The 12,615-nt window shown below is 57.9% G+C and carries 12 protein-coding genes; 8 read left to right on the top strand and 4 right to left on the bottom strand.

The annotated features are described in order from the left end of the window. Positions 1 to 2 precede the first annotated feature (2 nt). Genes iolD through ACXADZ_RS02835 form a run of 6 tightly spaced genes read left to right on the top strand, consistent with a single transcriptional unit; the run spans position 3 to position 6,377 of the window. The gene (iolD, locus tag ACXADZ_RS02810; RefSeq protein ID WP_475192519.1) at positions 3 to 1,835 is read left to right on the top strand and encodes a 3D-(3,5/4)-trihydroxycyclohexane-1,2-dione acylhydrolase (decyclizing); all 1,833 of its coding nucleotides are present in this window, start codon (positions 3 to 5) and stop codon (positions 1,833 to 1,835) included. Then, positions 1,832 to 2,731, top strand: coding sequence for a myo-inosose-2 dehydratase (gene iolE, locus ACXADZ_RS02815; protein ID WP_475192521.1), 900 nt, complete (start codon positions 1,832 to 1,834; stop codon positions 2,729 to 2,731). The genes iolD and iolE overlap by 4 nt, the downstream gene beginning before the upstream one ends. Positions 2,732 to 2,779: 48 nt before the next feature. Then, on the top strand, positions 2,780 to 3,961 hold the full coding sequence (locus tag ACXADZ_RS02820; protein WP_475192523.1) for a phytanoyl-CoA dioxygenase family protein: 1,182 nt from the start codon (positions 2,780 to 2,782) through the stop codon (positions 3,959 to 3,961). A gap of 47 nt (positions 3,962 to 4,008) precedes the next feature. Continuing rightward, positions 4,009 to 4,815 carry a 5-deoxy-glucuronate isomerase gene (gene iolB / locus ACXADZ_RS02825; protein ID WP_475192524.1) on the top strand — a complete coding sequence of 269 codons (807 nt, stop codon included), beginning with the start codon at positions 4,009 to 4,011 and terminating at the stop codon, positions 4,813 to 4,815. Next, positions 4,812 to 5,570 (top strand): SDR family NAD(P)-dependent oxidoreductase, encoded by a 759-nt coding sequence (locus ACXADZ_RS02830; protein WP_475192526.1) that lies wholly within the window; start codon positions 4,812 to 4,814, stop codon positions 5,568 to 5,570. The genes iolB and ACXADZ_RS02830 overlap by 4 nt, the downstream gene beginning before the upstream one ends. 27 nt (positions 5,571 to 5,597) lie before the next feature. Next, positions 5,598 to 6,377 carry a TIM barrel protein gene (locus ACXADZ_RS02835; RefSeq protein WP_475192528.1) on the top strand — a complete coding sequence of 260 codons (780 nt, stop codon included), beginning with the start codon at positions 5,598 to 5,600 and terminating at the stop codon, positions 6,375 to 6,377. A gap of 15 nt (positions 6,378 to 6,392) precedes the next feature. On the opposite strand, the gene ACXADZ_RS02840 is transcribed toward ACXADZ_RS02835, so the two are convergent. Genes ACXADZ_RS02840 through iolC form a run of 3 tightly spaced genes read right to left on the bottom strand, consistent with a single transcriptional unit; the run spans position 6,393 to position 9,055 of the window. Continuing rightward, positions 6,393 to 7,232 carry a class II fructose-bisphosphate aldolase gene (locus ACXADZ_RS02840; RefSeq protein WP_475192529.1) on the bottom strand — a complete coding sequence of 280 codons (840 nt, stop codon included), beginning with the start codon at positions 7,230 to 7,232 and terminating at the stop codon, positions 6,393 to 6,395. Then, positions 7,229 to 8,065, bottom strand: a complete 837-nt coding sequence (locus tag ACXADZ_RS02845; RefSeq protein WP_475192531.1) for a 5-deoxy-glucuronate isomerase — start codon at positions 8,063 to 8,065, stop codon at positions 7,229 to 7,231. Before ACXADZ_RS02845 ends, ACXADZ_RS02840 begins: the two co-directional genes overlap by 4 nt. Before the next feature lie 9 nt (positions 8,066 to 8,074). After that, positions 8,075 to 9,055, bottom strand: coding sequence for a 5-dehydro-2-deoxygluconokinase (gene iolC, locus ACXADZ_RS02850; RefSeq protein ID WP_475192532.1), 981 nt, complete (start codon positions 9,053 to 9,055; stop codon positions 8,075 to 8,077). A gap of 112 nt (positions 9,056 to 9,167) precedes the next feature. Here iolC and ACXADZ_RS02855 point away from each other — a divergent pair, with 112 nt between their 5' ends. Further along, the gene (locus ACXADZ_RS02855) at positions 9,168 to 10,271 is read left to right on the top strand and encodes a Gfo/Idh/MocA family protein (protein ID WP_475192533.1); all 1,104 of its coding nucleotides are present in this window, start codon (positions 9,168 to 9,170) and stop codon (positions 10,269 to 10,271) included. Positions 10,272 to 10,309: 38 nt separating this feature from the next. Then, positions 10,310 to 11,443: a Gfo/Idh/MocA family protein gene (locus tag ACXADZ_RS02860; protein WP_475192535.1), complete on the top strand. Its 1,134-nt coding sequence runs from the start codon at positions 10,310 to 10,312 to the stop codon at positions 11,441 to 11,443. Here the strand turns inward: ACXADZ_RS02860 and ACXADZ_RS02865 are convergent, their stop codons facing one another. Next, the gene (locus ACXADZ_RS02865) at positions 11,444 to 12,442 is read right to left on the bottom strand and encodes a LacI family DNA-binding transcriptional regulator (RefSeq protein ID WP_475192536.1); all 999 of its coding nucleotides are present in this window, start codon (positions 12,440 to 12,442) and stop codon (positions 11,444 to 11,446) included. Between the last annotated feature and the right edge of the window lie 173 nt (positions 12,443 to 12,615).

Consider the following 12,615-nt stretch of genomic DNA (forward strand, 5'->3'; position numbering starts at 1 on the left):
TGATGAGCAAGACAGTCCGACTGACAGCGGCGCAGGCTCTGGTGCGTTATCTTGGGGCGCAGATGAACGAGGCTGGAGAGCCCTTTATCGCAGGTGTCTGGGCCATTTTCGGCCATGGCAACGTTGCCGGTTTGGGTGAGGCGCTGCATGGTGTGAAAGACAGCCTGCCCACCTATCGTGGCCATAACGAACAGACCATGGCGCATTGTGCGATTGCCTATGCCAAGCAACTGGGCCGCAAACGGGCGATGTCTGTGACCTCGTCGATCGGACCGGGGGCGACCAATATGGTTACTGCTGCAGCTCTGGCCCATGTGAACCGCCTGCCTGTTTTGCTGCTGCCCGGCGACGTGTTTGCAACCCGTGGGCCCGATCCAGTGCTTCAGCAACCCGAAGTATTCTCGGATGGAACCATCAGCGCGAATGATTGTTTCCGACCGGTCAGCCGCTATTTCGACCGCATCACGCGCCCGGAACACCTGCTGACGGCTTTGCCGCGCGCCTTCCGTACCATGACGGACCCGGCGGACTGCGGTCCGGCCACCTTGGCCTTTTGCCAGGATGTACAGGCCGAGGCATATGATTATCCCGAAAGCTTCTTTGAGCCTCGCGTCTGGTATCAGCGTCGCATTCGCCCGGATGAGGGTGAGCTGGCGCGGGCTGTGGCGGCAATCAAGGCGGCCAAACGCCCTGTGATCGTCGCGGGTGGCGGCGTGCATTATTCGGACGCAACCCCCGCACTGCAAAGCTTTGCCGAGGCGCACAACATCCCGGTGGCCGAAACACAGGCGGGGAAATCCGCATTGGCATGGGATCATCCGCTGAACCTGGGGCCCATTGGTGTGACTGGTGGCGAACCCGCCAACGACATCTGCGCCGAGGCTGATCTTGTGCTGGGCGTTGGCACTCGATTTCAGGATTTCACCACCGGGTCCTGGGGTCTGTTTGCCAACCCCGAACGTGAACTGATCAGCCTGAATACCGCCGCTTATGATGCCGAAAAGCATGGCGCAATGCCGTTGCAATCCGACGCGCGCGTTGGTTTGGGAGAACTCACTGAAGCGCTGGGTAACCATCGTGCGCCGGACCTGCCTGCGACGTTGAAGTCCGACTGGTTTGGCAAGGTTGATGCGCTGACCGATGCGCCAAAAGACAGCAATGCGCTGCCGACGGATATGCAAGTGATCGGTGCGGTGCAGCGGGCCGCCAATGAAAACACCGTGGCGATGTGTGCCGCAGGTACGATGCCGGGCGAGCTGCACAAGCTGTGGAAAGCACCGCGCCCAGGGGCCTATCACATGGAATACGGTTTCAGCTGCATGGGCTATGAGATTGCGGGTGCCATGGGGATCAAGATGGCCCAGCCGGATCGAGATGTGATCTGCTTTACCGGTGACGGCACTTACATGATGGCGAATTCCGAAATGGCGACGGCAGCGATGATGGGGATATCCTTCACCGTTGTTGTCACCGACAACCGCGGTTTCGGCTGCATCAACCGCTTGCAGATGGGCACGGGCGGGGCCGAGTTTAACAACCTTCTAGACCACACAGTCCACGAAACGGCTTCTGCCATCGACTTTGCAGCCCATGCGGCAGCGATGGGGGCGACCTCTGTCAAGGTCAGCTCAATTTCCGAGCTTGAGGACGCGCTGGCCAAACGCAGCGACGTCAAAGGCCCTTACGTTGTGGTGATCGACACCGACCCGTACCCCTCGACCGAGTATGGCGGAACGTGGTGGGAAGTGGCTGTGCCCGAGGTCAGCATCCGCCCCGAAGTGAATGAAAAACGCGCGGCTTATGAAGTCGCCATCAAGGAAAGAAACACGAAATGAGCGTGAAGATCGGTATCTCTCCGATTGCGTGGCAGAATGACGACCTGCCGGATTTGACTGCGGCCTATACGATGGAACAGGCGCTGAAAGAAGCGCGCGAGATTGGCTATACCGGCGTCGAGCGTGGCCAGCGGATGCCCGGCGACACCGAAGGCTTGCGCGCCTATCTGGACGCAAACGACATCGCGCTTTGTGGCGGTTGGTGTTCGGGCGCAACCTTGGTCAACGACTTTGACGCCGAGGTTGCCGCTGTTCGTGAGCAAGTAGAGCAGTTTGTTGCACTGAACAGCCCGTGCATCGTTTATGCCGAATGCTCCAACACCGTTCAGGGGCAGATCGGCACGCCGGTCAATGCCCGCCCCAAATTGTCCAAAGACGAGGTTCTGGCCTATGCCGCCAAGCTGAGTGAGTTGGCCAAGTGGAAGGCTGATCAAGGTATGCCGATGGCATATCACCATCACATGGGCACGATCATCGAAAGCGAGGATGAGGTGAACTGGCTGATGGAGGGGTCAGGCACCGAACTGAAGCTGTGTTTCGATACCGGCCATTTGCTGTTCGGTGGTGGCGATGTGATGGCCACGCTGAACCGCTGGGGTGATCGCGTACATCACGTTCACTTCAAGGACATCCGCCCTGATGTTGTGCAAGACACGCGTGAGAACAACCGCAGCTTCCTGGATGCAGTGATCGCAGGAGCCTTCACCGTGCCTGGCGATGGCTGCATCGATTTTCAGGCCGTCGCAAATGCATTGAAAGCGATGGATTACAACGGTTGGATCGTGGTCGAGGCAGAACAGGACCCTGCCAAAGCGCCGCCCTACGAGTACTCCAAAATGGGCTACGACCACATCGTCGAAGTTTGCGGCAAGGCAGGTTTGGAGATCAGCACTTAAATCACCGCCCCACGGGGCAACACCGAAGCCATGAGAGAGGAGTATGTCATGGTGCATCAAGAACTTGGGTATGTCGGCTATTTCGACCGGGAATCCTGCGATCTGGATGAATTCAAGGTGCTGACCTCGCAAAACTTGACAGCCGATGCGGTTCCTCATGCCGTAGCGGTGGAAAAGAACGTGCCTGTCTACGACATGGACGTGTTGCGCACTGCGTTGACAGATGCCGATCAGCGAAAGTCCCTTCTGGCAGAATGGGCAAGGGTTCTGGGCAAATCTGCTGGCGTGATCGTTCTAAAAGGTGCCTATGCAGATACTTCGGTGATCGACCGGGCAAGCGACGTCTTCCGCGAGATCATCGAAGAAGAGCGCGAGGGCGCTGGCGGCGAGGGCGATCACTTTGCTGCGTCGGGTGCCAATGACCGGATCTGGAATGCGCTGCAAAAACAGTGCCTGCGTGATCCGGAAGGGTTCGCACTCTATTTCGGCAATGCTGCAGTTGCAGCGGCGTGTGAGGCGTGGCTGGGGCCGAATTACCAGATGACCGCGCAGGTCAATCAGGTGCGTCCGGGCGGCAAAGCACAGCAAGCGCATCGGGATTACCATCTTGGGTTCCAGAATGCGGACAGCGCAGCGCGGTATCCGGCGCATGCCCATCACCTGACGGCTGCGCTAACCCTGCAAGGTGCAGTGGCGCATTGCGATATGCCGGTCGAAAGCGGGCCAACCAAGCTGCTACCATTTTCGCAGCTTTACGCGCCCGGATACCTCGCCTTCCACGACCCCGCGCACAGGGACCATTTCGAGCAGGCCTACATCCAGTTGCCACTGAACAAGGGCGATGCGGTGTTCTTCAACCCCGCGCTTTTCCACGCAGCGGGGGAAAACAGCAGCAACGGCATTCACAGGATGGCCAATCTGCTTCAGGTGTCGTCAGCTTTCGGGCGCGCGATGGAAGCCGTCGACCGTGCCGCCATGTCTCAAGCGGTGTTTCCTGCACTTGCGGCCTTGAAACAACGTGGTGATCTGAGTGCCTTGGAAATCAAAGCTGCGATCGGAGCAACCGCCGAGGGGTATCCGTTTCCAACCAACCTCGACACCGATCCACCAGTTGGTGGCAATGCGCCGGACAGCCAGGCCGATATCCTGCGCCGCGCTGTGTCAGAGGGATGGAGCGAGTCGGAATTGGCCGATGCTTTGTCAGCCTTTCGTAACAGACAGGCCGCATAAGGCCCAATCGGGCGGGTCGTTGAGCCCGCCCCAATCGGAGAAGAACTATGGCAGACCTGCTCAAAAAACCCTTTGGCTCCCGTGGCAAGGTGCATGACATCACCCCGGCCAGCGCCGGATGGCGGTATGTAGGGTTTGGGCTTTATCACCTAAAGGCCGGGGACCGGGCAGCTGAAGTCACAGGAGACCGGGAAGTCATTCTGGTGATGGTCGAAGGCAAGGCGAAAATCACTGGTGCCGGGCAGGATTGGGGCGTGTTGGGCGACCGGATGAACGTGTTCGAAAAGACGCCGCCGCATTGCTTGTACCTGCCCAACGGCACCGAATGGGAAGCTGTCGCCGAGACCGATTGCGTAATGGCCGTCTGCTCAGCGCCGGGCAAAGGCGGTCATCAAGCGCGCCGGATCGGGCCTGATGGCATCACACTCACCGAACGCGGCAAGGGTGTGAACACGCGATACATCAATAACATCGCAATGGAGAATGAGGACTATGCCGATAGCCTTCTGGTGACAGAGGTCTTCACACCAAACGGGCACTGGTCTTCGTACCCTAGTCATCGCCATGACGAGGATGACTTCCCCAGGATCACCTATCTGGAAGAGACCTATTACCACCGGCTCAACCCTGCCAATGGGTTCGGGATACAGCGGGTTTACACCGATGACGGTCAACTGGATGAAACGATGGCCGTATCCGATGGCGATGTTGTGACTGTCCCGCGCGGTCATCACCCTTGCGGCGCACCCTATGGGTTTGAGATGTACTACTTGAACGTCATGGCCGGACCTTTGCGAAAATGGCGTTTTGTACCGGCCCCTGAGGTCGAATGGATCATGGAGCGTGACGGATGAGCAAAGATTTCGCCAATTACCCATGCCTTGCAGGCAAGACGGTTTTCATTACAGGTGGGGCCGGAGGAATTGGTGCGGAAACTGTTCGGGCCTTTGCTGAACAGGGGGCCAAGGTCGGGTTTCTGGATCTCAATGCGGATGCCGGACTTGCCTTGTTGTCGGATCTAGAGGGCGAGCGCGCGTTTGCCCAATGCGATTTGCGTGACATTGAGGCAATGAACACTGCAATGGGGCAGTTGGTTGAAGAGTTGGGTGAAGCGGATGTGTTGGTCAACAATGCCGCCCATGATGACCGCCACGACTGGCGCGATGTGACGCCCGAGTATTGGGATGAGCGTATGGCAACCAATATCCGACATATGTTCTTTGCCATTCAGTCGGTAGCTCCCGGCATGATCGCGAAGGGTGCGGGTTCGATCATCAATATCGGGTCAAACTCATGGTGGGAGGCTGGGGCGGGTTTCCCGGCTTATGCTACGGCCAAGTCAGCAGTACACGGCCTGACCCGCACGATGGCGCGCGAGTTGGGCGATTATCGAATCCGTGTGAATGCGGTCGTGCCCGGTTGGATCATGACCGACCGTCAGAAAGACCTGTGGGTCACGCCCGAAGCGCTGGCCAAGCAGGTGGACCGGCAATGCCTGCCGGACCCGATTGAACCGGTTTATGTCGCCCGAATGGTGCTGTTTTTAGCCTCGGACGACGCCGCAATGTGCAGCGCCGGGAACTTCATGGTCGAAGGTGGTTCGATCTGAGAACGTCGAAACATCTGGAGAGCTGACATGCCTCAACCCTTTCAGCTTGCGGCGTGCGCTGAAATGCTTTGGCTAGACAAACCCATGGACTGGCGTGCCGCGCGGCTGACCGAAATGGGGTTCGGAGTGGGCCTTTGGAACTGGCCTTCGTGGGATCTGGGCAAGCTGGAAAGCGTTGGCGCGAACTACACGATAATGAACGGGTATCTTCAGGGGCGCCTTGCTGACAAAGAAGGCGCTGACATGCTGCTGCGATCTGCGCGCGAGACAGCGCGGATTGGTAAGCGCTTGGGTGTGGATCGTCTGAACCTACACGGTACTGGTTTGGGCGATGGTGGAATTCCAATCCGGCAGCACGAGGTCGTGACCGGAGACATGTGGCTGAGGGCACGGGACACATTGCAACGTATCTGTGATCTGGCGGAACAGGAAGATGTTGTTTTCACGCTGGAAAACCTAAACCTGCTGGACCATCCCGGCTGTCCCTTTGGGTCGACCGAAGACGTTCTGGCACTGGTTTCGTCTGTCAATCATCCACGTTTGCGCATCAATCTGGATCTTTATCACACGCAAATCGGTGAAGGGGATCTGCTCCGTTGGTGCAAGAAATGCCTGCCATGGATCGGAGAAGTTCAGGTTGCTGACAATCCCGGCCGGTGTGAACCCGGAACCGGTGAGATCAATTATGCCGCCGTTGCAAGGGCGCTGGATGACATGGGGTATCATGGACCTGTCGGTCTGGAGGCTTTCGCAGCAGACAACCCGGAAACGGCGCTTGAGGCCTTCCGGGTTGCTTTTACGATTTAAAGGCGCTCGCGGACGTTATCGTTGGGGTGGCGCGCCAAAGGCACGGATTACGGTGCGGGCAGCGGCCTCGACCAGGTCGTGGGTTTCCTTCAGTATGGTGACCCGATCAAACCTTTCAGGATCACGATTGACGGCGTCTCGCATGGCGTGACCAAACGCCATACGCAGTTCCGTCCCGATGTTGAACTTGCAGATCGAGGTCTCTCGCGCCAGTTTCATGCGCTGTTCTACCGGCACGCCTGACCCGCCGTGAATGACCAAAGGCACCTCGGTCAAGGCATCAATCTCGGCGATGCGCGCCTCGTCCAAGCCCCCTTCTTTGTTTTGCTGCAAGTGAACATTGCCAACCGAAATCGCCATCGCGTCCACCCCGCTTTCACGTGCGAACTGTGCGGCCTCTTCGGGATCGGTGCCGTTTGAACCTTCACCGCCCGAGTACCCGACAAAGCCGATTTCGCCTTCGCAGGAAATCCCTGCTGCGTGGGCCATTTCGGCAATTGCGGCGGTCTCATCAATATTCTGTTGCAATGGCTTGCGGGACCCGTCGAACATCAAAGAGGTAAACCCGCTGTCCAGCGCGATCTTGCAGTCTTCGAACGTGTACCCGTGATCCAGATGAGCCACGACCGGGACTGAGGCATTTTCAGCCAGATAACGGAACATCTTGCCTAAAATGGGAAGTGGTGTGTGTTCGCGACAGCTGGGTCCGGCCTGCAAAATCACAGGCGCATTCTCGGCTTCAGCAGCGGCCACATACGCGCGCATGTCTTCCCAACCGAGTGTAACCAGCCCGCCAACGGCGTAACCCTGTTCATAGGCAGGTTGCAGGACGTCTTTCAGTGTGACGAGGGTCATTTGAACTTCGCGATCATGTCTTTGATGCCCGGGATCGTTTCGATCTGATAGGCATGTGTGGGTTGGAAATACTGCACCAGCGAGCGTTGGCTCAGCCCGCCGAGGATGGTGAAATAATACATCTCATAGCCCGGCAGAACGCAGCACGGATGATAGCCCTTGTCGATGCAGATCGTTGAGCCATCGACGATGTGATAGGCGTCGCCGGGTTCGTTATCTTCGCGTTGCAACATCTGTAGCCCCGAACCCCAGTTGGGTTTGAAACGGAAATTATAGGTCTCGTCGTGGCGCGTTTCGTCCGGCAGGCGGTTGGTGTCGTGCTTGTGGCTGGGAAAGCCCGACCAGCCGCCCTGACCAACTGTAAACAGCTCGCTCACCAACAGGCGGCCGACTTTGTCGTGCTGTTTTTGCCCGAGGATATGTTTGATCTTTCGATGGGTTTTGGTGCCGTCGCTGCCGTATTGAACAAGGTCGTGCTGGCGCACATCAAACGGGTCCAGCACCTTGTCGTATTTGGCGCCGGCAATGAACACTTCGGTCTCATCCGACACGCAGATCATCTGCACTTTCGCGCCGACAGGCACATAGACGCCTTCGGGTTCGCCATCCCAGACATCTTCGCCCCGGTTACCCAGCTTCGGGAAGGCAACGCCTTCGACGTCGACATCGACGCTGCCGGTGGCTGGAACGATGCAGGTTTCATAGCCGGGAACCTGGTATTCGAACGCCTCACCCTTTCTCAGCTTAACGATGTTGAAATAATTCAGCGGAACCGTTGGGTCATCGGCATCGACGATGGGCTTGTTCTGATTGTCATAGGGCGCGATGTGCATGAGTGTCTCCTATGTGGTCGGGCCGGGGTGTGAGGCAAGGAACGCGTCTAATTCCGAGGTTATCGGCATGGCTGGCGCGCATCCTGGCTGGGATACAACGATCGATGCGCAGGCCGAGCCGCGCATGACAGCATCCCTCAAGTCATGGCCCGCAGCAATTGAGGCCAACAGACCCGCCATGAAACTGTCTCCTGCCCCATTGGGTTTGACGGCCGTGACCGGATAGATGCCGGTTTCGATCTCTTGCCCGTCCACCAACGTGACGGCACCTTTTTCGCCCATTTTGTAGATGACGATCCGACCGGGTTTTTCTGCCAACTGCTTGGCCTTGGCAAAGCCCTTGTCGATACCGCCAGCCATGAACCCGAACTCTTCGTCATTGCCGACGATCAGGTCGCTGGCTTCACCGGCCCGCGACAAGACTTCGGCGGCTACCTCGGGCGAAGGCCAGCTGTAGGGGCGGTAGTCGATATCGAATATGATTGGCAGGCCAACAGCACGCGCGTTTTCGAACGCACGGAATGTGGCGCTGCGTGATGGTTCGGATGCAAAGACCGTGCCCGCCGAGATGACTGCCGAAAAGGACGAATAATCGACCTTGTCCATGTCCTCTTCGGTGACCTGAAAATCGACGGCCCCGTTGCGGTAGATGACATTCTGAAAGTTTTCGATCCGGCTTTCGTAGACGGCCAGCGACATACGGTATTCACCGCCCAAAACGCGGATATAGGTGGTGTCTACGCCATAGTGGCGCAGGCGGTTCAGGCAGAAACGACCGACCGCATCGTCTGAGACTGACGTGATCAGAGAGGCCTGACTGCCCAATTTGACCAACCCGGCGCAAATATTTGCTGAAGAACCACCCAGATCAGCATGGAAGGTGTCGGCATCCTCGCTTTTGACACCGATCGGGTCCGCATACATATCCATGCCAGCACGCCCAAAAACGGCGAAGCGGTTTCCTTTGATACCGTCTATCAAAGCGCTCAAGTCATGTCCTCCGGCAAAGTGGGGTGTGCAAAGTTTGGACCTTGCGCTGAATCGATTCACACGATACTGATTTTGCAACCGGTTGCAAATGATATGTTCGGAGCCGTTGCAGATGCCTGAAATCGGAATTGGAATTGTGGGTGGCGGCTATATGGGCAAGGCTCATTCCGTTGCCATGTCGGCCGTTGGCGCGGTTTTCAACACCGCATTAAGGCCCCGGCTTGAAGTCATTTGTGCGTCCAGCCCCGAAAGCGCTGAACGTTACCGCCTGGCCTATGGTTTTGAACGCGCGACTGACGATTGGCGTGTGCTGGTTAAAGACCCCATGGTCGAAGCCATTGTGATCGCCTCACCGCAATCCACGCATCGTCAGATTGCCGAAGCAGCTTTTGGTCTGGGTAAGCCCGTGTTGTGCGAAAAGCCCTTGGGTGCATCGCTGGAAGACAGTCAGGCCATGGTTGCAGCGGCCGAAGCCGCAGGCGCTGTGAACATGGTTGGGTTCAACTATATTCGCACGCCCGCCAGCCAGTTTGCCCGCCAACTGATCGCCGATGGAGAGATCGGCGACATCACGTGGTTCCGGGGTGAGCACACCGAGGACTTTTACGCTGATCCGCAGGCCCCCGCCACGTGGCGCACAACGGGCATGGCCAATGGCACAATCGGCGACTTGGCCCCGCATATGGTGAACGGAGCGATGGCTCTGGTTGGTCCGATTGCGCAGGTGATGGCCGATGTGGAAACCGTGCATAAAACTCGGCCCGGAGGTGAAGTCACGAATGACGACCATGCCCAGATAATGTGCCGGTTCGAAAACGGCGTTATGGGCAACCTGTATTTCAGCCGCGTCGCGACGGGTCGTAAAATGGGCTATGCGTATGAAATATCAGGCACAAAGGGCGCAATCCGGTTCGATCAGGAGGATCAGAACGCGCTGTGGCTGTATAAGCGGGAAGGGCCCGAAGCCGCGCGTGGGTTCACCAAGATCCTGACAGGTCCCGCGCATCCGGATTATGAACCCTTCTGTCAGGGCCCGGGTCACGGCACCGGCTATCAGGACCAGATCATCATCGAGGCCAAGGACTTTCTGCAGGCCATACATACCGAAGAAGCGATCTGGCCGACCTTCCGTGTCGGGCACGAGGTCAACCGCGTGCTGGCCGCCGCCTTGGCGTCGTCAGACCAGCGACAATGGAAAGACATCAGCGATTTCTGATCGCTCAATCTATGAAATTCTAAAGAGAGACGATGACCATGGCTAAGTTGAGTTGGGGCATGATCGGAGGCGGTGAAGGCAGCCAGATTGGGCCTGCCCATCGATTGGGCGCGCAGGCTGACGGGCTGTTTGAGTTTGCTGCTGGCGCGCTGGACCACCGGCCTGAAGCGGGCCGCGAATACGCGCAACGACTGGGTGTTGCTGCCGACCGTGCATATGGCAACTGGCAAGAGATGCTGGCGGGCGAGAAAGACCGGGATGATCGAATTGATCTGGTGACCATCGCCACGCCAAACTCGACTCATTTCGAGATCGCCAAGGCGTATCTTGAGGCGGGCTTTAACGTCTTGTGCGAAAAGCCGATGACCATGACGGTAGAAGAGGGCGAAGAGATCGTCCGCGTGGCGGAAACTTCAGGCAAGATCTGCGCGGTGAACTACTGCTATTCCGCGTACCCAATGGTACGTCAGGCCCGCGCGATGGTGCGTGCAGGCGACATCGGTAAGGTGCGGTTGGTTGTGACGAACTTCAGCCATGGCCACCATGGCGATGCGACCGACGCAGACAACCCACGTGTGCGCTGGCGCTATGATCCTGCGATGGCAGGTGTCTCGGGGCAGTTCGCAGATTGCGGGATCCACGCACTGCATATGGCCAGCTTTATCTGCGATGACGAGGTGAAGACCCTTTCCGCCGATATGGCTTCGACCATCGCGAGCCGTGAACTGGAAGACGATGCAATGATCAACTTCCGGATGGAGGGCGGCACGGTTGGACGCCTTTGGACGTCATCGGTGGCAATCGGGCGGCAACACGGCTTTGACATTCAGGTCTTTGGCGAAACCGGCGGGTTACGCTGGGCGTCCGAGCAACCCAACCAGTTAATCTATACCCCGGTGGGTGGGCGCACTCAGATCATCGAAAAGGGTGAGGGCGGACTTCACGACGAGGTTCAGCGCTTGTCTCGGGTCGCAATCGCGCACCCCGAAGGGTTCCCGCTGGCTGTTGCCAATATCTATTGCGATCTGGCCGATGCAATTCGTGGTGAAAGCCGGGATGGGCTGCCGGGGGCGGCTGATGGGGTCCGCTCCATCGCCGCTGTCCATGCGGCTGTTGCTTCGGGCAAAGCGGATGGTGCGTGGCAGGATGCCCGCCCGCCAATGTTTCGCTGATCAGGGGCGGGGCCGCAACGTGCCCCGCTCAATCACCCGGCAGGGGAAAATACGGGCCTCGGGATAGCGCTGGGGCTCTTTCAACATCTCGACAACTAGATCGACGGATGAGGTAATGATCTGCTTGATCGGCTGGTGAATCGTCGTCAGATCGATGCTCTCCCAGCGCGACATTTCCATGTCGTTCAACCCAATGATTCCAACATCTTTGCCCGGCTGCAAACCGTGATCTTTCAGCGCTGAAAGTGCGCCAATCGACAGGATGTCGTCACCGCAGAAATAAGCCTGAGCTGGGTTGTCGGCCAAAAGGCCCAGCATCTCGGCCCGCCCTGCCTCGAAAGAGTAAGCCCCAGCAAAACAATGGTTTACTTTAATCTCCGGGTGCTCAGCCATCTCTTCCATAAAGCCGCGACGTCGATCCAGGGCCGAGGTCGCGTCTTTGGGCCCGCCCAGATAGCCGACGCGTGTGTACCCGCGTGCCAAAAGTTCACGGGCGGCCATACGCCCGCATTCCACGTTGTCGATGCCGACGACGTGCACTTCGGGTGAAGTGGCCGAACGTCCAAATGTATGCACCACGGGCACGCCCGCGTCGTGAAAAGCTTTGGCAAAGCTGGGCGGCAGCGTTGACGACGCCACGATGGCAGCATCCACCGAGTATTGCCGCAACATGCGGACGGAATTGGCGGGCTCGGTCTCGTCCGTTAAGTTCACGATCAATGGGCGCAGGCCGCGTTCCTGCAAGGCGCGTGTGAATTGATCGAAGACCTCAAGGAAAATGGGGTTGTGGAAGTTGTTCGAAATCAAGCCGATCAGTTTTGTCCGCCCCGTCGTCAAAGACGAAGCAAGTGCGTTGGGGCTGTAACCCAACTCGCGCGCCGCTTTTTCGACTTTGCTGCGTGTTTTTGCCGAAACCGAAGCGCCTTCGGTGAAGGTGCGAGAGACAGCAGATCGCGAAACACCGGCAAGGGCAGCGACGTCTTTGAGTGTCACGCTCAAGGGTGGCTCCAAGGGCAAAAGGGAAGGGGCATTGAGGCGATTGTCATTGTAAGTTCATTATGCATTATCGACCAATTCCCGCAACCGGTTGCAAAACATCGAAAGACAGATATTCAGTCGTAAAATCTTCATCGAAATGTGAATTATGTGTTCCGAAACAGCACGGATGCCAA

This window comes from Ruegeria sp. ABM4_193 (genome assembly GCF_056158705.1).

Coding starts and splice junctions, on each gene's coding strand:
- iolD (WP_475192519.1), top strand. CDS start 3: ATGAGCAAGACAGTCCGACTGACAGCGGCGCAGGCTCTGGTGCGTTAT.
- ACXADZ_RS02835 (WP_475192528.1), top strand. CDS start 5,598: ATGCCTCAACCCTTTCAGCTTGCGGCGTGCGCTGAAATGCTTTGGCTA.
- ACXADZ_RS02860 (WP_475192535.1), top strand. CDS start 10,310: ATGGCTAAGTTGAGTTGGGGCATGATCGGAGGCGGTGAAGGCAGCCAG.
- iolB (WP_475192524.1), top strand. CDS start 4,009: ATGGCAGACCTGCTCAAAAAACCCTTTGGCTCCCGTGGCAAGGTGCAT.
- ACXADZ_RS02855 (WP_475192533.1), top strand. CDS start 9,168: ATGCCTGAAATCGGAATTGGAATTGTGGGTGGCGGCTATATGGGCAAG.
- ACXADZ_RS02830 (WP_475192526.1), top strand. CDS start 4,812: ATGAGCAAAGATTTCGCCAATTACCCATGCCTTGCAGGCAAGACGGTT.
- ACXADZ_RS02845 (WP_475192531.1), bottom strand. CDS start 8,065: ATGCACATCGCGCCCTATGACAATCAGAACAAGCCCATCGTCGATGCC.
- iolE (WP_475192521.1), top strand. CDS start 1,832: ATGAGCGTGAAGATCGGTATCTCTCCGATTGCGTGGCAGAATGACGAC.
- ACXADZ_RS02820 (WP_475192523.1), top strand. CDS start 2,780: ATGGTGCATCAAGAACTTGGGTATGTCGGCTATTTCGACCGGGAATCC.
- ACXADZ_RS02840 (WP_475192529.1), bottom strand. CDS start 7,232: ATGACCCTCGTCACACTGAAAGACGTCCTGCAACCTGCCTATGAACAG.